The 19210-nt window shown below is 59.7% G+C and carries 10 protein-coding genes; 5 read left to right on the top strand and 5 right to left on the bottom strand.

What is annotated here, in order from left to right; translation table 11 throughout:
• The first annotated feature begins 61 nt into the window (after nt 1–61).
• On the top strand, nt 62–682 hold the full coding sequence (locus ACU0FH_RS21760; protein ID WP_446196776.1) for a lectin-like protein: 621 nt from the start codon (nt 62–64) through the stop codon (nt 680–682).
• A 135-nt stretch (nt 683–817) separates the two neighbouring features.
• Entirely contained in the window at nt 818–2527 is a 1710-nt protein-coding gene (metG, locus tag ACU0FH_RS21755) for a methionine--tRNA ligase (RefSeq protein ID WP_446196775.1), read from the top strand.
• Here the strand turns inward: metG and ACU0FH_RS21750 are convergent.
• The gene (locus tag ACU0FH_RS21750; RefSeq protein WP_446196774.1) at nt 2524–3687 is read right to left on the bottom strand and encodes an amidohydrolase; all 1164 of its coding nucleotides are present in this window, start codon (nt 3685–3687) and stop codon (nt 2524–2526) included. The two genes, metG and ACU0FH_RS21750, sit on opposite strands and share 4 nt — an antisense overlap.
• Nucleotides 3688–3969: 282 nt before the next feature.
• Between ACU0FH_RS21750 and ACU0FH_RS21745 the strand changes: the two genes are divergently transcribed.
• Together ACU0FH_RS21745 and ACU0FH_RS21740 are read left to right on the top strand one after the other, a co-directional pair.
• Nucleotides 3970–4974: a hypothetical protein gene (locus ACU0FH_RS21745; protein ID WP_446196773.1), complete on the top strand. Its 1005-nt coding sequence runs from the start codon at nt 3970–3972 to the stop codon at nt 4972–4974.
• A 61-nt stretch (nt 4975–5035) separates the two neighbouring features.
• Entirely contained in the window at nt 5036–13636 is an 8601-nt protein-coding gene (locus ACU0FH_RS21740; protein ID WP_446196772.1) for a calcium-binding protein, read from the top strand.
• Here the strand turns inward: ACU0FH_RS21740 and modC are convergent.
• The 4 genes from modC to ACU0FH_RS21720 all read right to left on the bottom strand — a co-directional run bounded on the left by modC (nt 13625) and on the right by ACU0FH_RS21720 (nt 16614).
• Nucleotides 13625–14728 (bottom strand): molybdenum ABC transporter ATP-binding protein, encoded by a 1104-nt coding sequence (modC, locus tag ACU0FH_RS21735; RefSeq protein WP_446196771.1) that lies wholly within the window; start codon nt 14726–14728, stop codon nt 13625–13627. The genes ACU0FH_RS21740 and modC overlap by 12 nt on opposite strands.
• Nucleotides 14725–15417 carry a molybdate ABC transporter permease subunit gene (gene modB / locus ACU0FH_RS21730; protein ID WP_446196770.1) on the bottom strand — a complete coding sequence of 231 codons (693 nt, stop codon included), beginning with the start codon at nt 15415–15417 and terminating at the stop codon, nt 14725–14727. Before modB ends, modC begins: the two co-directional genes overlap by 4 nt.
• Nucleotides 15414–16190, bottom strand: coding sequence for a molybdate ABC transporter substrate-binding protein (gene modA / locus ACU0FH_RS21725; RefSeq protein ID WP_446196769.1), 777 nt, complete (start codon nt 16188–16190; stop codon nt 15414–15416). Before modA ends, modB begins: the two co-directional genes overlap by 4 nt.
• Nucleotides 16191–16254: 64 nt before the next feature.
• A complete protein-coding gene (locus tag ACU0FH_RS21720; protein WP_446196768.1) occupies nt 16255–16614 on the bottom strand; it encodes a winged helix-turn-helix domain-containing protein in 360 nt (119 codons plus the stop codon).
• 185 nt (nt 16615–16799) lie between these two features.
• Between ACU0FH_RS21720 and ACU0FH_RS21715 the strand changes: the two genes are divergently transcribed.
• Nucleotides 16800–19208, top strand: coding sequence for a methyl-accepting chemotaxis protein (locus ACU0FH_RS21715; RefSeq protein WP_446196767.1), 2409 nt, complete (start codon nt 16800–16802; stop codon nt 19206–19208).
• The last annotated feature ends 2 nt before the right edge of the window (nt 19209–19210 follow it).

Here is a 19210-nt window from a genome sequence, read left to right as displayed (position 1 = left end):
TCATCTAAGTTGTCGCGGTATTTTCACAAGTATCGATTTTTTGAACTGGAAAGGGACTAGAATGAAGAAATCAATGATCGTGGGGACGATCCTTGCTTTGGGTCTGGCGGCACCTGCCGTTGCAGCGCCTGTGCAATGGAAAGCCGCGGACGGCGGCAACGACCACTGGTACGAAGTCGTCTGGAACAAGAACTCTTACGGCTGGGGTCAGAATATATCGTGGACCGGAGCCAATGCTAAGGCGACCTCGTCGACTCACAATGGCATGTCCGGCTACCTGGCGACGATCACCAGCGCGGCAGAGCAGATGTTTCTGAATGCGTTGAATGCAGCCTTCACCGCAAGCTCGCCCGCCCACAGCGGCACCTACGTGACTGCATGGCTTGGCGCGACCGACAGGGATTCCGAAGGCAACTGGATCTGGGAAAACGGCGAAGCCTTCACCTATTCCAACTGGGCCTCGGGCGAGCCGAACAACTACTGGAATGAAGATTACCTTATGGGTTGGTATTCTGGCGACAAGTGGAACGATGGCTGGAACAGCGCCAGCCTCCAGAAATACGTCGTCGAATACGATGCGCCGCCGATCTCGAACGTGCCGGTTCCCGCGTCGCTGCCGCTGGCCGCTGCCGGTTTCGGCGTCTTCGGCCTGATCGCACGCCGTCGCCGCAAGACCGCCTGAACAACACAGCGCTAAACCCATTTCCCGACGCCGTTCCCGATCCGGGAGCGGCGTTTTCCGTGCGGCGCCTCAATCCCCGGCTGGTCCTTTGACATACTCTGCGTTACAGGAAGGCCAATCGAGAAAAGGCGCATCATGACACGTACGCTCATCACATCCGCACTGCCCTATATCAACGGGATCAAACACCTCGGCAATCTCGTCGGCTCGCAGCTTCCGGCCGATCTCTATGCCCGCTACCTGCGCGGTCGCGGCAACGAGGTCCTGTTTCTCTGCGCGACCGATGAACATGGCACCCCGGCCGAGCTCGCCGCTGCCAAGGCCGGCAAGCCTGTTGCGGAATACTGCGCCGAGATGCATGAAGTACAGGCCGATATCGCGCGCCGTTTCGGGCTGAGCTTTGACCATTTCGGGCGCTCCTCCAGCCCGCAGAACCATAAGCTGACCCAGCATTTCGCCGGCAAACTGGCCGAGGCCGGGCTGATCCGCGAAGTGTCGGAAAAGCAGGTCTTTTCAAACGCCGACGGGCGTTTCCTGCCTGACCGCTATATCGAGGGGACCTGCCCCAACTGCGGCTACGACAAGGCGCGCGGCGACCAGTGCGAAAACTGCACCAAGCAGCTTGACCCGACCGACCTGATCGAGCCCCGCTCGGCGATCTCCGGCTCGACCGATCTTGAAGTGCGCGAGACCAAGCACCTTTTCCTGCGCCAGTCCGCCCTACGCGACGATCTCGACAAGTGGATCGACACGAAAACCGACTGGCCGATCCTCACCGTGTCCATCGCCAAGAAATGGCTCCATGACGGCGACGGCTTGCAGGATCGCGGCATCACCCGCGACCTCGACTGGGGCATCGCGGTGAAGAAGGGCGAAGAAGACTGGCCCGGCATGGAAGGCAAGGTGTTCTACGTCTGGTTCGACGCCCCCATCGAATACATCGCCTGTGCCGAGGAATGGGCCGAGGCGACCGGCAATGACTGGGAACGCTGGTGGCGGACCGACAAGGGGGCCGATGACGTGCGCTATGTCCAGTTCATGGGCAAGGACAACGTGCCTTTCCACACGCTCGGCTTCCCGGCCACTCTGCTGGGATCGGGCGAGCCGTGGAAGATGGTCGACCACCTCAAATCCTTCAACTACCTGAACTATGACGGTGGCCAGTTCTCGACCAGCCAAGGCCGCGGCGTGTTCATGGATCAGGCGCTCGAGATCCTGCCGTCGGATTACTGGCGCTGGTGGTTGCTGTCGCATGCGCCGGAAAGTTCGGACAGTGAATTCACGTGGGAAAACTTCCAGTCTTCGGTGAACAAGGACCTTGCCGATGTGCTGGGCAATTTCGTCAGCCGCATCACCAAGTTCTGCCGCTCCAAATTCGGTGAAACCGTACCCGAAGGCGGCGAACAAGGCGCGCCCGAAGCCGAACTGATTGCCAACCTGACCACCCGCATCACCGCGTATCAAGGTTTCATGGACGCGATGGAGGTGCGCAAGTCGGCGCAGGAGCTGCGTGCGATCTGGGTGCTGGGCAACGAATACCTGCAAGCCGCCGCACCGTGGTCGACCTTTAAGGAAGACCCCAAGAAAGCCGCGATGCAGGTTCGTCTGGGCCTGAACCTGATCCGCCTTTACGCGGTGCTCTCGGCGCCCTTCATCCCCGATGCTGCGGCCCGGATGCTAAGCGCAATGAACACGCTGGATACCGGCTGGCCGGACGATGTGGCCTCGGCTCTTTCTGCCCTGCCCGTCGGCCACGAGTTCAGCGTGCCGGACGTGCTTTTTGCCAAGATCAGCGATGAAGATCGCGAGGACTGGCAGTCGCGTTTCTCGGGCACCCGCAGCTAGGTCTCGTTCAGCAACTGATTTACGGCGCGCAGGAAGATCCGCGCGCCGATCGGGATCAGCTCGTCCGGGAAATCGTAATCCGGGTTATGCAGGCTCGGGCAGCTTTCGCCCGCACCCAAAAGGAACATCGCCGCCTTGGCATGATCTCCGAAACGGCCAAAATCCTCTGACGCACGCATGGGCTGGCCGGCGTCACCAGGTGTAAGCCCTTCGGCCGCCATCGCACGGGTCAGCAATTTAACGGCTTCCGGGTCATTCTCGCAGTGGCGGAACACGTCGTGATAATCGATCTGGTGTTCCAGCCCTGCCTCCGTTGCGCAATCCGCAACCAGCGCCTCGGCGCGGCTGACCAGATCGGCCATGTCCGCATCCAGCATGGTGCGCAGCGTGACCCAAAGCTCGGCCTCCCCCGGCGCGACTCCGAAGGTCGGCTCGCCCAGCCGGGTATGGGTCACCGTCGCAAGTGTGAAACCGGCATCCTCGGGACCATGACCGCGACCCAGCGCCGTCAGTTCCGGCATCAGCCGTGCCAGCGCCGCCATCGGGGAAACCCCGGTCGCCGGGTCGGAGGCATGGGCGGTGCGCCCGTTCAGCCGGATGCACATGCCGCGCGAGGCGCAGTTGACCGGCCCACAGCGCAGAGTAACCGATCCAAGCGGCAGGCCCGGCATGTTGTGCAGCGACAGCGCGTAATCTGTCCGTATCTCATCAAATCGCGGATCGGAGATAACCGCCGCCGCGCCCGACCCGTCCTCTTCGGCGGGCTGGAACATCAGCACCACGCGTCCCTTTTCCGGCCGTTGCCGCGACAGGACCCGCGCCACCGCCATGACCATGCTCATATGCCCATCATGCCCGCAGAGATGCCCCTTGCCCGGCACCTGCGAGCGATGTTCGAATGTCGAAATCTCGGGAATCGGCAACGCGTCGAGTTCGCAGCGGATCATGATACCCGGCCCCTCGGCAGCGCCGTCGAACACTGCCGCGACGCCGTGGCCGCCAAGCCCGGTCAGGATACGATCCGGGCCAAGCGCCCGCAGCCGGTCTTCGACCCGACTGGCGGTCTGCGTCTCTTCGCCGCTGATCTCGGGATAACGGTGCAGCTCGCGTCGCCATTCGGTCAATTCCACGATATCGCTGTTGCCGAGCTGGTATGACATCGTAATCCTTTTCATCCGTCCGCCCCCACCCTGCCCCGCATCAAAACGAGTGGCAAACATCCCGTCCCACTTTTTCGAAAATGATAGCCATCTAAAGTTGCCGCAAAGGATCGCGCGCGGCTATTCTCCCCGCAGCGCATTTGCGACATTTTGATTCGTATTTTTATATTCCAGTCAAAAACAAGCGGCTGGCGGGTTTCCGGGGGGCAATCGGGGTGATTTCAACAGGTGCAGGCGTGTTCCTTCGCAGCTTTCATGCGCGGGTCCAACAGGACGCGCGGCGTGGGGCATGACCTTTATCCGGTCAAAATGCTATGCACGGTCCTGTTCATCGGGGCAACGCCGGTGACCGCCGGGTCCACCGTTCTGGAGCGTCTTACCGTTCAGGAACTGGCGCTTGGCGACAACTGGCACCCGACCGAAAACAGCTATTGGCTCGACAATACAACCGTCGCCGTGATCGCGGAAAGGCCGGGGTCGCAGAGTGCGGATTATGCGCTGATCCTCACAGGCACGGACCGCGCACCCGAAACCGTGCTCATGCTCGATGGACCGGGCCACTGCCCCCTGCCAACAGGCGGCCTGTTGCTGACCGATGCCAATGGCAACAGCCTGCACTGGCAGCGGGATGCGACCGAGGCGACAGACCCGGATGCCCTCGACCACTGCCTGAACCGCGAAGCCGAGATGAACCTTGCGATGGAGCCGCGTTTCGGCAGGCAGTCAGCGCTTGGAACGAACGGTCAGGTCTGGGCCGGGCTGATCGAACATCCCGAAGGCGCAGAACTGCTGCTTTACGACGAACAAGACGTGCTGGGCCAATGGCAAAGCGAAGTTGAACTGATGCTTGATCCGGTCAGCGTTCAGCCAATGCCGGCGGCGGGTTTTGCAGCGTGCCATTTCCTTGTCTATCCAGCTTGGTCAGGCCGTCGCCGTGCCGATTTCAAGGCCGATCTGCCGGGGATTCCGGTCTGGGATCTCTCGGTTGGTGAGGACCCCGTTACCTCTTACGTGCCTTGGGCGGAATGGAACGCCAAGGGCAGCTATCGCATCGACATGACGCGTGACGGGCTGATCTTTGCAACGACCGGCGGCACTCGCGACACCGGCAACATCGCCGGGATCTATGCCGAGGCCGGCGGCTGGACCTCCATCCATCCAACCGACCTGCTGCCAGAAACACTCAGGGTGTCGCCGGACGGCTGCCACCTGTTCTGGGTCGAGCCGCCGGGCGGTTCAGAACCTCTGAAACCCCGGCTTATGACTGCCAGTATCTGTTTGAACTAAGTACTTTTTTTACCCCTTCGCCACCTCTTCCGACCGAGTATTTTGACAAAGGCCTTTTCCCATGACGAACGCCACCCTTGGCCGCGATGCCTCTGAATTCGCCTATATCGATGCGGACACGATCCGAAAACAGCTTCAGAAACAGGGTGCCGGGACCAAGCTCAAGGATCTGAACCTCGGACCGAATTCAGTCGGTGACAAATCTCAGCTGGCCGAATACCGGGTGGTCACGATCATCGAGGGCGATACCAAGGACGGGCTGCAGGCCTTTGGGCTGAAGAACGATGCGACCGGCGATGTGGTCGTCGCCTTCAAGGGCTCGCAGGAAGCACGCGATTTCTACGATGACGTGGCCAGCATCGGCTGGGCGCAATGGGACGAAGCCCGGTCTCAGGTAAATTCCTTCCTTCAGAACAACTGGAAAAGCGGCGACGAAGTCACCTTTGCCGGTCACAGCCTTGGGGGTGCGCTGGCGCAATACGCGATCTACGAAACGGCCGGGACCTATGACAAGCGCGTGTCGGACATGAACCTCCACACCCAGTCGGCCCCCGGTGCGGAACACGCCATCCGTGAAAATAACGGCGGTGCGCTGGATACCGCGCGGCTGAGCGGTGCTGAGATGCTCAACCTCTACATCGACCGCGATCTGGTGTCGAAAACCGGCGGCGATCACCTTGGAGCAACCAGTGTCGTGGCGAACCCGAGCCTGCTGCCCGGCGGCCTCTATTCGGATCACAAGCTGGGCAATTACACGGACGCGGCGATTGCCGGTGCCAAGACCGGCACGCCCGGTTACTACGACAACGAGGCGATCCAGACGGCCAATCCGGGTCTCTACAAGCCGCTCGCCACCTGGATCGGCAAACTGGCGCTTGGAGGACCCGGCACGCTGACGAATGTCGATCTCGACGAAACGTGGACCGCACTTTCGCAGATCCCCAAGCTGGCCGCCGAAGTGCCTGAAACTAAACGCCTGATCACCGACGCGATGACAGGGGCGGCGGTCGAGGCCTTCCGCTGGATCGGCACCGAAGGCGCGAACCTGTTCATCGAAACCGGCAATGCCGGGTGGAATGCCGCGATCGATCTGGGTGAGGATCTGGGCGCGATCGGCACCCGGGGGCTTCAGGTTGCCGAACAGGCGCTGCGCCACGGCTGGGACACAGCTTCGGAGGCATGGAGCACCAGCACCAAATGGACCACCAACCAGGCGGGAAAGGCGCTTGATAGCATCAGTGACGCCAAGGACGCGGCGCTCAAATTCTTCGACAAGCAAATGGGTGACTTTGCCATCTGGGCGCAGGATTCGCTCGACAGCACCGGCGCATGGGTGGCGGACAAGGCCGACAAGCTTAACAAGCTGGCCGGTTGGGTCGTCGATCAGTCCACCGACTTTGGCAAGGACGTGGTCAACACCTGGAAAGACATCGGCACGCAGGCCAATGAAATGGCCGATAACACGCTCGACTGGCTGCGCGATACCGGGTCGGACGTGATCGATTACGGTGCCGATATCTTTGGCAAGGGCCGCGACTGGCTGGAACAGGCCTTTGACGATCTGACCGACAATTTCCGCGATCACAGCAGCAATCCCGACGACTGGGGCGCGGATTTCCTCGACCGGATCAAGGAAGCGATCGACACAGGGTTTGAGCGGATCGGCGGATTCTGGGATGGTCTCGTCGAATGGTGGACGGGCGACGATACCGCGCCGGTCGAATATGCCGAGGACGTGCGCGACCGCAGCACCACGGCCCGTACCGAAGCCTCGCCACTTATCCTCGACCTCGATGGCGACGGGCTTGAACTGTCCTCGATTTCCTCCAAGGGCGCGGTTTTCTGGGACATCGACAATGACGGCATGCGCGAAGTCAGCGGATGGGTGAAATCCGACGACGGCCTGCTTGCCATCGACAGCAACAACAATGACGAAATCGACGATCACTCCGAGCTCTTCGGCACCGAAACCGTTGACGGTTTCACCAATCTCGCGGTGCTCGATTCCAATTTTGACGGGGTGATCGACAAGAAAGACGACGCCTTTGAGGATCTCGTCGTCTGGCGTGATCTCAACCAGGACGGCGATTCCGATCCGGGCGAGTTGAAAAGCCTCGAGAAATCCGGCGTGGTCTCGATCAAGCTGGATGCCGCGCTTGGCACGGGCATGATCGCCGACAACCGCGTCACCCATATTTCGAGCTATACCAACGACAAGGGCCAGACCCGCGAAATCTCGGATGTCTGGTTTGCCTATGACAACGTGCTAACCCGCGCGCAGGGCGACGTGCCGTTTGATCCCGATGCCTTTGCCCTGCCCCACCTGCGCGGCTATGGCATGCTGCCCGATCTGCACACCGCCATGGCGCGCGACGGCGAGCTGGAAAAGCTTGTCGCCGAATTGGCCGCGCTTTCAGCGAAGGAGGTCTTTGATCCCGATCAGGATGCGCTTGGCCGGATGGATTCGATCCTCTACCGGTGGGCCGAGGTGTCAGGCGAAGATCCAAGCGGTCGCGGCTACTATATCGATGGCCGTCAGCTTGCCTTTATCGAGGCCTTCACCGACCGCGCTTTCCTGCAGGGCTATCGCTCGGATCCGGCGCCCGAAGCAGGACGTACGCTCAAGACCGCCTATGAGAACGCGCGCAACGTGACGCTGACCAAGATCCTTGCCCAGACCGATGCGGCGGTGATCTTCAAGGGCGAACCGGATTACGAATGGGAGCCGGACCATTTCGCAGAGCCGCTCAAGCTGGACTTCAAGGCCCTGAAAAAGCTGGCGAAAGACTATGAGAAATCAGGCGCGGAGATGGCTGGCGTATGGACCAACCTCATCCGCGTGATCGATACCGCCATCGATATCGACACCATGTCGCGCAAACAGGCGAAAAAGCTCGACAAGGTCATGTCCAAGTTCGACGGCGACACCGGCATCACCGTGGACGCGGCCCTGTCCGAGATCTACCCTGCCCAGTCGCTTGGCCTAAACGGGACAAGCGGCGACGACAATCTGCGCGGCGGTGGCGGGCGCGATAGCCTGTCCACCGGTGTCGGTAATGACAGTCTTTTCGGTCTGCGCGGGGACGACAACCTGAACGCAGGCGAAGGCGATGACATCCTGAACGGCGGCGCGGGCAATGACCTGATGTTCGGCGGCAATGGCGACGATATCTACTATTACAGCAGCGGTTTTGACACGATCGTCGATACCAGCGGCAACGACCGTCTGCGCATCCAGAAGAAATTCGATCTATCGGATATGGCCTTTCTCAAGTCGCAGGCCAACGAACTTGATCTTGAAATCTATGCCTCGGGCGAGCTGATCGTGCGCATCGAAGGATTTTACAGCACCAATGGCGCCATCGAACTGCTTGAGCTCAAGGACGGCACGATCTTTGATCTTGAACGTCAGGCACAGGGCATCGTCGGCACCCGCAAGGGCGATGTGCTGAGAGGCGATGTCAACGAATTCATCCTTTCGGACCGGATCGTCGGCCTTGCCGGCAAGGACATCATCAAGGGCGGCAAGGGCTCTGATGTTCTCGAAGGACAAGGCGGTAACGACAAGCTCAAGGGCGGCAAAGGCGATGACATCCAGATTGGCGGCGCGGGCAAGGACATGCTCATCGGCGGCGCCGGGGTCGACATCAGCCGCGGCGGCATGGGCAATGACACCTACAAGGCGCGCGGCAAGGAAACCATCATCGAGGATGGCGGCACCGATACCGTGATGATGCGCAAGGGTCTCACGGAAAAAGACATAACGCTGTATCGCACAGCTTTGTCCGATGACCTGACAATCGAAACCCGCAAGGATTCCATTCTTGTGCAGGGCCACTTTACCGAAGGCGGCGGCATCGAGCAGCTCAAGCTCAAGAACAAAAACGGCAGCAGCACACTCAATATCGCGGACATGGCGATCGAGACGCGGGGCAGCGATGCGAACGATTACCTGCGCGGTGACGAAGGCGGCGTGGCCCGCAAGGACGTGCTGCGCGGCGGGCTCGGCATCGACCGCATCTATGGCTACGAAGACGACGATACGCTCGATGGTGGTGCGGGCGACGACTATCTCTATGGCGCTAACGGCAATGACACCCTTATCGGCGGTCTTGGCAATGACTGGATGTATGGGGGCGCGGACGGCGACAGCTATGTGGTCGGCCTCGGCGACGATTTCGTTCAGGACTATGAATATCAAGGCGGCAAGGCAGACAGGATCGTGCTGGACCGCAACTTTGGTCTGGGCGATCTCGACTTTGCGCGGATGCTGGACGGAGATCTGCTGATTTCGTGGAAAGGCGGGTCGGTCCGGATCGACAATGCCTATCGCGAAGCTTACGCGATCGAAAAGCTGGAACTGGCCGGTGGCCGGGTGGTCAACCTCACCAGTCAGGCGGTTGTCACCCGTGGCACGGAAGACGGAGAAACCATCTACGGCAACCGCGAGGCACTTGGCAGTCACGACGATAAGATTGTCGGGCTTGGCGGCGATGACCGACTTTATGGTCAGGACGGCAACGACACGCTCGACGGCGGCGAAGGCGATGACGACATGTATGGCGGCATCGGAGCGGACCGTTATCTTGTCGGTTCGGGCGATGATTTCATTAGCGACTACGGCAACGATACGGATGGCAAGGACAGGGTTGTCCTTGCCACCGGCATCAGCGCCGCCGACATCAGCTATGCCCGCAATTCCGACGGCGATCTCGTAATCTCGTGGAAGGGCGGATCGGCCCGGATCGATAACGCGTTTTCCAAGCGTTACGCGGTGGAACTGCTGGAATTTGCCAACGGTGCCACGGTCGATCTGACCAGCATCTCTGCCGATACGATCGGAACCAACGGCGGCGAGACGATCTATGGCAACCGCGCCGATTACGGCGGCCGTGATGATACCATCTACGGGCTGGATGGGGACGATTACCTATATGGGTTTGACGGGGCCGATATTCTCGATGGCGGCGAAGGCGATGACCAGTTGGAAGGCGGCGCAGATGGAGACACCTATCGCGTTGGTTTCGGCCACGATCTGATCCGCGATTACGGATCGGGTGCCAGCGGCGAAGGCAAGGACCGGATCGAGATGGCACCGGGCATCGCGCCCGGCGATGTCAGCTATCGCCGGACGCTGGACGGTGCCTTGATGATCGAATGGGCCACCGGCTCGGCCAGGATCGCCTATGCGTTCGATGCCCGTTACGCGGTTGAAACACTGGCCTTCGCCAATGGCACAACCGTCGATCTGACCAAGCTGTCCGTCCACACCATTGGCACCAGCGCCAATGACTACATCTACGGCAACACCGAGGATTATGGCGGCATCGACGATATGCTCTATGGTCTGGACGGCGATGACCGGCTGAACGGCTATGATGGCAATGACCGGCTGGATGCCGGTGACGGCGACGACCAGATGTACGGCGGGGATGGCGACGACATCTACCTCCCCGGCGCGGGCGAGAACTTTATTCAGGATTCAGGCGGTGCAGATACGCTTCTTCTCGGGGCGGGCATTTCCGCCAGTGACGTGGACTATACCCGTACCCACAACGGCACCCTGCTCGTGGATTGGGGCAGCGGGTCGGTCAGCATCCAGTCGGCCTATGACCAGAGCAGCGCCATCGAGACGCTGCAATTCGCCAATGGCAGCAAAATCGCTCTCACAGATGCCTTCGCGCCGACCATGGGCACGAACGCCAACGACTCCCTCGGCGGCAATCGAGAGGAGCTTGGCAGCCGCGACGACTATCTCGTCGGGCGCGACGGGAACGATACTCTTTACGGCTATGATGGCGCGGATATCCTCGAAGGCGGCAATGGCGACGACACCATGTACGGTGGCGAAGGCGCGGATACCTACCGCGTTGGCGAAGGCGACGACTATATCAACGATGCTGCCAAGTCGGATCTGAGCGACGGGCCCGACACCATCCGGCTGGCCGCCGGGATCACGCAGGCCATGGTAACCTATCAGGCATACAGCAATGGCGATCTTTTGATTTCTTGGGGCACGGGTTCTGCACGCATCGCCTATGCTTTCGACCAACGCTATGCCGTGGAACGGCTGGTCTACGACAACGGCGTGACGGTCGATCTGACCACGCTTGCGGTGACCATCACTGGCACCAACGGCAGTGAAACGATCTATGGCAATGACGAGGAATTCGGCACGCGGGACGATGTCATCACCGGACTTGACGGGGATGACGCGATCTACGGCTATGACGGCAATGACACGCTTGACGGCGGGCTTGGCGATGACAAGCTCTACGGCGCCGCGGGCGAGGACGAATACATCGTCGGTCAGGGACATGACCTAGTCAACGATTATGGCGACACCGGCGATGGCGACGATTATCTGAGCTTTGTCGCGGGTATCGACGCGAGCGATCTATCCTTTCTGCTGGTCGATGGCCAGCATCTGAGGGTGACTTGGGACGAAGGTTCGGTACAGGTGCAGAACTGGTCGACAGCGCGATACCAGGTGGAAAAGGTACGGCTGGCCGATGGCACCATCATCGACCTCGTGACACAGGCAAAGACACCTTACACGACACCTGCGAACAAGACATTCTCCGGGGATGCCGGAAATAATACCCTGACCGGCGAAGACGGCAACGACAGGCTTTATGGCTATGCCGGGGCCGACACGCTTGAGGGCGGTCTTGGCAATGACACGTTGCAGGGTGGTGACGGGGGCGACACCTACAAGGTGGGCGATGGTGATGACGAGATCACCGACTATGGCAGCAGCGGCAGCGCGGCGGATGTGATCCAGCTGAAATCCGGGATCAATCCCGGCGATGTCTCTTTCAGCCGCGACAGTTCTGGCACTCTCCTGCTGGACTGGAAGGGCGGATCGGTTTCGGTCAAAAATGCGTTCAGCACGAATTATGCTGTGGAAACATTGCGCTATGGGAATGGTTCCACACAGGATCTGACGACGATCTCTGTTGCAACAATCGGCACAGGGGGGAACGACAACCTGCGCGGCAACCGCGAAACGCTCGGTTCGCGCAACGATACGCTGCGCGGGTTTGATGGTGACGACCAGCTTTACGGTTATGACGGGAACGACATTCTGGATGGTGGGCTTGGGGACGATAATCTTTATGGTGCCGAGGGCGGCGATATCTACCTCGTCGGCGACGGAGACGATTATATCTCGGATCGCGGCACGACCGGCGACAGCGATGACGAAGTCCGGCTAAAAAGCGGGATCAATCCCGGCGATGTCACGATGCGCCTGCAAAACGGCGATATCTGGATCGGCTGGGACGGCGGGTCGGTCATGATCGACAACGGGCTCGACAGCTCCTACGCGGTCGAAAAGCTGCGCTATGGCAACGGCACCGTGGTCGATCTCACCTCGCTTGCGCTCGAGACCCACGGCACTACAGCGGATGACACGCTTTATGGCAACCGCGAGGATTTCGGCTCGCGCAACGACCTGCTGGTCGGGCTGGACGGCAACGACACCATGTATGGCTACGACGGCAACGACCGTTTCAGCGGCGGGCTTGGCGATGACAGCATGTACGGGGCCGAAGGGGGCGATACCTATTACGTCGGAGATGGTCACGATCAGATCTGGGACTACGGGCAGACGGGCGACCCCAAGGACGTGATCCGGATGAAGTCCGGGGTTTCTGCGTCGGATGTCAGTTATTCGCGCAGCAACGGCAGTCTGATCGCGGAATGGGCCGACGGGTCATTCACCATCCAGAATGCGTTCCGGTCGACCTATGCGGTCGAACAGCTCATCTATTCCGACGGGACCACGGTGGACCTGACCAAGATCGCCGCGCCGACCTATGGCACCAACGCGAACGATACCGTTTCGGGCAACAATGGCGATATCGGGTCGAAGACGGACGTGATTTACGGGCTCGACGGCGATGACCGGCTTTATGGATACGACGGCGACGACACGCTGATCGGGGGCCTTGGCAATGATACAATGTATGGTGCGGCGGGGGCGGATACCTATCTTGTCGGCGACGGGCACGACACGATCTCGGACTATGGTGATGCGGCGGACAAGGCCGACGTGATCAAGCTGAAATCCGGGATTTCGGCCAGCGATGTCAGCTATACTCTCACCTCAAGATCAGAACTGATCATCCACTGGGATAGCGGGTCCGTCACCATTCAGTACGCTTTCAACACGCGCTATGCTGTTGAAACCCTTGAGTTTGCCGATGGCACCAAGGTGGATCTGACCAGCATCAATGCCGAATTGAGAGGCACCGGAGGGAATGACACCCTTAATGGCAACAGGGCCGATCTCGGGTCGATAAATGATCGGATGTTCGGACTGGACGGGGATGACCGTCTCTATGGCTATGATGGCAACGACTGGATGGATGGCGGACTTGGCGACGATTTCCTCTACGGCTCGACCGGCGACGATACCTATGTCGCCAGCGAAGGCAGCGATACTTTCGACGACAGCCGCTCGGACAGTCTCGACACGATCCTGTTCAACTCGGTCTCCTCGGTGGATGAGCTGAGCTTTGCCCGCAGCGGCACCTACGATCTTTCGATCAGCTGGGCCAAGGGCGATATCCTGCTGAAGAACCACTATTATTCGGACGAGTACGCCTTTGAGCGGCTGATGTTCGACGATGGCAGCTGGACGGTTCTATCCGTCTGACCGGGGTCGGGCCCCGCCCACATCCTCGGGTGCGATGGCGACGGATTTGACGATGGCGTGGCAATCGACGCCCTCGTCCAGACCAAGGGTCATGGCCGAACGCCGGGTGATGCGGGAAAGGATGGTTCCGGCGGGCGTCGCGAGTGATACCAGCATGCCCGGCCCCTCGCCCGCCCGAAGCGATTCCACTCGGCCCGGCAGGATGTTGAGCGCCGAGAGGCCTGCGGGACGCTCCCGCGACAGGATCACCTCCTGCGCGGCGATCCGGATGCGGATGAAGCTTCCCGGTCGGTGCGGGACGCGCGGCAGGAAAAGCGGAATGCCCCCGGCATCAAGCTCGCTCAGACCATCGTCGTGATGCGCCTTTACCTCTGCGCGCAGGACCGCCCCTGCAGCGCGGATCCCTGCAGGTGTCACCATCGGATCGCCCAGCACTTCGAGCGCCGGACCCTGCCGGACGACCCGGCCATTTTCGAGCGCGATGACCGTGGTTGCCAGCCGCGCAACCTCGGCAGGGGCATGGCTGACGTAGAGTATCGGCACGTCAACCTCATCCCGGAGCCGTTCAAAATACGGGAGAATTTCCGCCTTGCGCCCTTCGTCGAGCGAGGCCAGCGGTTCGTCCGCCAGCAGCAGACGCGGACCGGCCAGCAGCGCGCGCCCGATAGCCACGCGTTGTCTTTCGCCGCCGGACAACCGCGCCGGTCTGCGCGACATGAGCGGGCCAAGTCCGAGCATGTCGACCGTGCGATCCATTTCATCGGCATGGTGAGGGCCGCGCGCGAACCATCGCCCGTAGGACAGATTCTGGGCAACCGTCAGATGCGGAAACAGCCGCGCATCCTGAAAGATATAGCCAAGCTGACGTCGATGGGTCGAAAGGTCGATCCGCCGATCCGTATCAAGCAGGTCGCGCCCATCGATGGTCACCCGCCCCCGGTCCGGTTTCAGCAGACCCGCGACCGCGTTGATGATGGTCGTCTTGCCCGACCCGGATCGCCCGAAGAGCACGGTAAGACCTGCGGGCGCTTCGAAATCGACGTCGAGACCGAACCCCGAGAATTGATGCGACAGCCGAACCGAAACCGTCATGCGCCCCCCAATCTCTTGCCGAGCCTACGAGCGAGGATTTCCGACAGCAGAAGGGCCCCCATCGCCAGCGCAATCGAGATCAGAACCAGACGGAAGGCGGAAGATTCCCCGCCGGGCACCTGTAGGAATGCGTAGATCGCTGTCGGCAGAGTCTGGGTCTGGCCGGGGATGTTCGACACGAAGGTGATCGTGGCGCCGAACTCGCCCATGGCCTTGGCAAGGGCAAGAATGCACCCGGTCAGAATGCCCGGCAGGATCAAGGGCAAGGTGACTGTGAGAAAGACCCAGACGCTTGAAGCGCCAAGCGTGGCTGCCGCCTGCTCGAGCCCGGGGTCGACAGCTTCGATCGACAGACGGATTGCCCTGACCATGAGAGGGAAGGCCATGACCGCCGCCGCAAGCGCCGCGCCGGTCCAGCGAAAGGCAAAGACAATACCGATGCTTTCCAGTGCCCGACCCAAGGGGGCCACCGGTGAAAACGTCATCAAAAGCAGGTAACCTGTTACGACAGGCGGCAGGATCAGCGGCAGGTGAACCAGCCCGTTCAACAAAAGCTTGCCCGGAAACTGCCACCGCGCCAGCGCATGCGCCACCAGAATGCCGAACGGCAGGCTGACCAAGGTCGCCCAGAAAGACACCTTCATCGACAGCATGACGGCGGCCATTTCTTCGGGCGTCAGCCAGTTCATTCAGCCAGCACCTCGAACCCCTGTTCTTCAAATATCAGGCGATTTTCCGGCTCGCGCAGGAAGTCGAGAAAGCGCTGTGCCGGTTCTGCATCGCCACGTGACGTGATCGCGACGGGATAGATGATCGGATCGTGGCTCTCCTTGGGGAAGATACCAAGCACCTTAACCCGTTTCTCAGCCATGGCGTCGCTGGCGTAGACAAGACCCAAAGGAGCCGCGCCGGTCGCCACGAGGGCAAGCGCGGCGCGTACGTTGTCGGCCTGTGCAACTTGTGGTGCCACTTCCTCCCAGAGCCCAAGCGAAGCAAGTGCCTGCTTGCCATAGATCCCGGCCGGCACCGCATCGACGAGAGCCATGGCAAGGCGGCCTCCCTTCAGCATATCGGTTAAATCCAGCGCTGAATCGATGACAACCGGCTCAGAAAAAGTGCCATAAGCGATCAGCGCAAGTCTGTTGCCGAGAAGATCAAATCGGCTGCCCGACCGGATAAATCCATTTCTTTCAAGATGATCCATCCAATCTGAATTCGCGGAAATGAAGACATCCGCTGGCGCACCCTGTTCGATCTGCCGCGCCAGTGCGGACGAACCGGCAAGCGCCACGGCTATCTCAAGACCGGAAGCCTCTTCAAATCGGTCGGAGATCTGATCCATCGCGGTCTTGAGACTTGCGGCGGCGAACACAGTCAAATCCGCCGCCCTGCCTGCCCACGGGGTCAGGACCAGAACCGCCAAAAGAAAGGCGGACAACAGGTTTCGCGGGACGTGGCGCATTCCAACTTCCGATATGTTCCTCAAAACATATCGACCCTACTCCTTGTGCTCGCAAGGAAAAACTTCAGGTTTCAGTCGGTTTCCGTAGGTTGTTCAGCTGTTCGATCTCTTTGATGGCCGCGTAACGGGCCTTTTCCTCAAGCGCACGATAGGCTTGCAGCACCTCGTTGCCGGTTTCCGTCACCTCGGCGCCACCTCCCTTGGCCCCGCCGCGCGAACTCGTGACGACAGGCGATTTGAACATGGCGTTCATCGTTTCGACAAGCATCCAGGCGCGTTTGTAGCTCATACCCATCTCACGCCCCGCTGCAGCGATAGAGCCGGTGCGCGCGATGCGTTCCAGCAATTCGGCCTTGCCCGGTCCGATCATTTCCTCGGGCCCGAACACCAGCCTGAGACGCAGTTTGAAATCCTCTTCCGTCATTGCGGCAGTCTGGTTTCTTTGTACAAGCAGGGCAAGCAAAGTTGCGCGTTCCTTTCTTCGAGCGAGATCCGTCAAATTTGGCACGGATTCGAAAGCTGTGAACGACAGAGGGCAACCCAAATTAACAGGCCCGTAACCCCTGTCGCTTACCAGTTTCACCAAGAGCGTTTTCCAGAAAGAGATCCATGCGAAATTTTGCCCATGCCATCCGAAGCATGCCAATCACCCGTTCCATGATCCTTGTCGCGGCTGTGCCGGTGGCGTTCACCATTTGCCTGTCCTTCTTTCTGACCTATCCAAAGCTCCGCCAGATGTCGGAATACAACAGGATCCTGGACATTGCGGAACTGACGACCTTTCTCTCGGACCTCGTGCATGAGCAGCAAAAGGAACGCGGCGCCACGGCGGTATTCATCAGCACCGCCGGTGCTTCCTTTTCCGAAGAGCTCGCCGCGCAGAGAAAGAATACCGACGAAAAACGCGGGCTCGCCGAGCAATCGATGGCGAAATACATGGGCCGGGCCGATGACAGCGAGACCAGTCTCCGAGCTATCGAAAAGCTCCGCGATATAAAGCAGAAACTCGGCGAGATGACCGAAATCCGAGAACAAGTCGATGCGCTTTCCATCGCACCGCCACAGGCGATTTCCTATTATACCGGGCTGAACAATGCCATGCTGAGTGTCGTGACGCTGGCCTCTCTTGCCAGCAATGACACGAATACGGCAATGGAAATAAAGGCTTTTTCTAGCTTTCTGAACGGCAAGGAACGCGCCGGTATCGAACGCGCTATCGGTTCCAGCGGATTTGGCATCGGACGCTTCACTGTCGACCGGCTGCTGAAACTTCAAGAGTTGATCAGCATTCAGAACGCGTATTTCAACATGTTCCTTGAGGAAGCCAGCACAAAGGTCGCGACAGCCTACGAAGAAATGACCGCCTCGGAAGCCTTTGGCGATGTCGAACGCATGCGAGAAGTCGCCTTTGAAAGCACTGCCTTTCAGAACCTTCAGGGAATCACCGGCAACGATTTTTTCGGCGCAATGACAAAGAAAATCAACCTACTAAAAGGCTTCGAAGATCAGCTTGCAAAGGATATCCTCTTAGCGCTCGAAACTCGTCATGGCGACACGCGAAACCAGGCAATCATCAGTTTGGTGGCGAGCTTGGTCGCTGTCATTCTAGGCGCGTTCGCGGTCTGGATGGTGTCACACCCCGTTCGCGCATACATGGCCGAGGTTTCACAATCCGCATCGCGGATGGCCGAGGGGGACCTCGCGATACTGATGCCGCAGGCTACCAGCTCTGAGCTTGGCGAGATTGTCGTTGCACTGGATCATTTCCGGACCGCAACCATCAAAGCGCGCGAACAGGAAGCGCTGCGGCATGAAAGGGAAAAGGAAGATCAGAGGCTTCTGCAGGAAGAAAAAAGGCGACAGCAGGAAGACGAGAAGGAAAAGGCTTTGCATCGCGAAGCCGAACTTGAAGCTACAAGAAAACGGGAAATCGCTATCGCCGAAGAGATTTCCGAGGTTGTGGCGGCCTGTGCCCAGGGTGATTTTGGCAAACGACTGTCACTACAAGACAAGGATGGCGTGTTCAAAAAAATCTGTTCCGGCATTAACGACATTTCGGAATCGACCGGGAAAGCCTTGCACGACATTTCGGACGCGCTGAGCGCATTGTCTCACGGCGATCTGAACCACACCGTAGCGACAACTCACAAGGGCGTTTTCGGCGATATCGCCCTGACACTCAACGAGATGCTCGAAAAGCTGAATACGATCGTCACGAGCATTCGCGGTAATACGGATGTGGTGTACAGTTACGCGGGCGATCTTTCCAAGTCTTCGGAAAGCCTCTCGCAGCGTACTGTCCGAAACTCTGCCGCGCTGGAAGAAACCAGCGCCGCCCTCTCCCAGATCGAGAAATCGGTCTCCGGCGCATTGGAGAATGCGCGGAAAGCGAGGAACAGCGCCGCCAGCGTGGTTCAGGAATCGCAAAGCGGCATCGCGACGGTCGATCAGGCTGTCGCTGCCATGCAGGAGATCAAGGAAAGCTCGGATTCCATTTCAAAAATCATCGACCTGATAAATGGAATTGCCTTTCAGACCAATCTTCTGGCGCTCAACGCGGGGATCGAGGCGGCCCGTGCCGGTGAGTCGGGTCGTGGTTTTGCGGTGGTTGCATCCGAAGTCAGGGCATTGGCCGCACGCTCACTGGAAGCGGCGAGCGAAATCTCCAGCGTGATTTCGGACACAGGGGAAAAAGTCGACGAGGGCGTGCGGCTCGTCAACCTGAGCGGCGATGCACTGAAGGTGATCACCAATTCTATTCTGACCGTCGCTCAGAATATCGATTCAGTTGCGGAGAGCGCGGATGATCAGGCCGCTGGCATCAAGCATATCGCATCCTCCACCGACGAACTCGACCGGTCCACTCAGGACAACGCATCCATGTTCGAAGATAACACGCAGGTCATCACAAAGATGAAAGACGCGACCCTGACGCTTTTGAACGAAGTGGACTTTTTCAAGACGGGTTCAAAGCAAGCGAGCGGTACGTCTCGACAGGAAATGGCCATGCGTGCGTGACA

The organism is Heliomarina sp., assembly GCF_052826185.1.
The sequence above is the reverse complement of the archived record's forward strand: the minus strand, read 5'-3'. Positions and strand labels throughout refer to the sequence as shown.

Excerpts from the sequence above, each read along its gene's own strand:
- ACU0FH_RS21760 (WP_446196776.1), top strand. The coding sequence starts at position 62 with ATGAAGAAATCAATGATCGTGGGGACGATCCTTGCTTTGGGTCTGGCG.
- metG (WP_446196775.1), top strand. The coding sequence starts at position 818 with ATGACACGTACGCTCATCACATCCGCACTGCCCTATATCAACGGGATC.
- ACU0FH_RS21750 (WP_446196774.1), bottom strand. The coding sequence starts at position 3,687 with ATGTCATACCAGCTCGGCAACAGCGATATCGTGGAATTGACCGAATGG.
- ACU0FH_RS21740 (WP_446196772.1), top strand. The coding sequence starts at position 5,036 with ATGACGAACGCCACCCTTGGCCGCGATGCCTCTGAATTCGCCTATATC.
- modC (WP_446196771.1), bottom strand. The coding sequence starts at position 14,728 with ATGACGGTTTCGGTTCGGCTGTCGCATCAATTCTCGGGGTTCGGTCTC.
- modB (WP_446196770.1), bottom strand. The coding sequence starts at position 15,417 with ATGAACTGGCTGACGCCCGAAGAAATGGCCGCCGTCATGCTGTCGATG.
- modA (WP_446196769.1), bottom strand. The coding sequence starts at position 16,190 with ATGCGCCACGTCCCGCGAAACCTGTTGTCCGCCTTTCTTTTGGCGGTT.
- ACU0FH_RS21720 (WP_446196768.1), bottom strand. The coding sequence starts at position 16,614 with ATGACGGAAGAGGATTTCAAACTGCGTCTCAGGCTGGTGTTCGGGCCC.
- ACU0FH_RS21715 (WP_446196767.1), top strand. The coding sequence starts at position 16,800 with ATGCGAAATTTTGCCCATGCCATCCGAAGCATGCCAATCACCCGTTCC.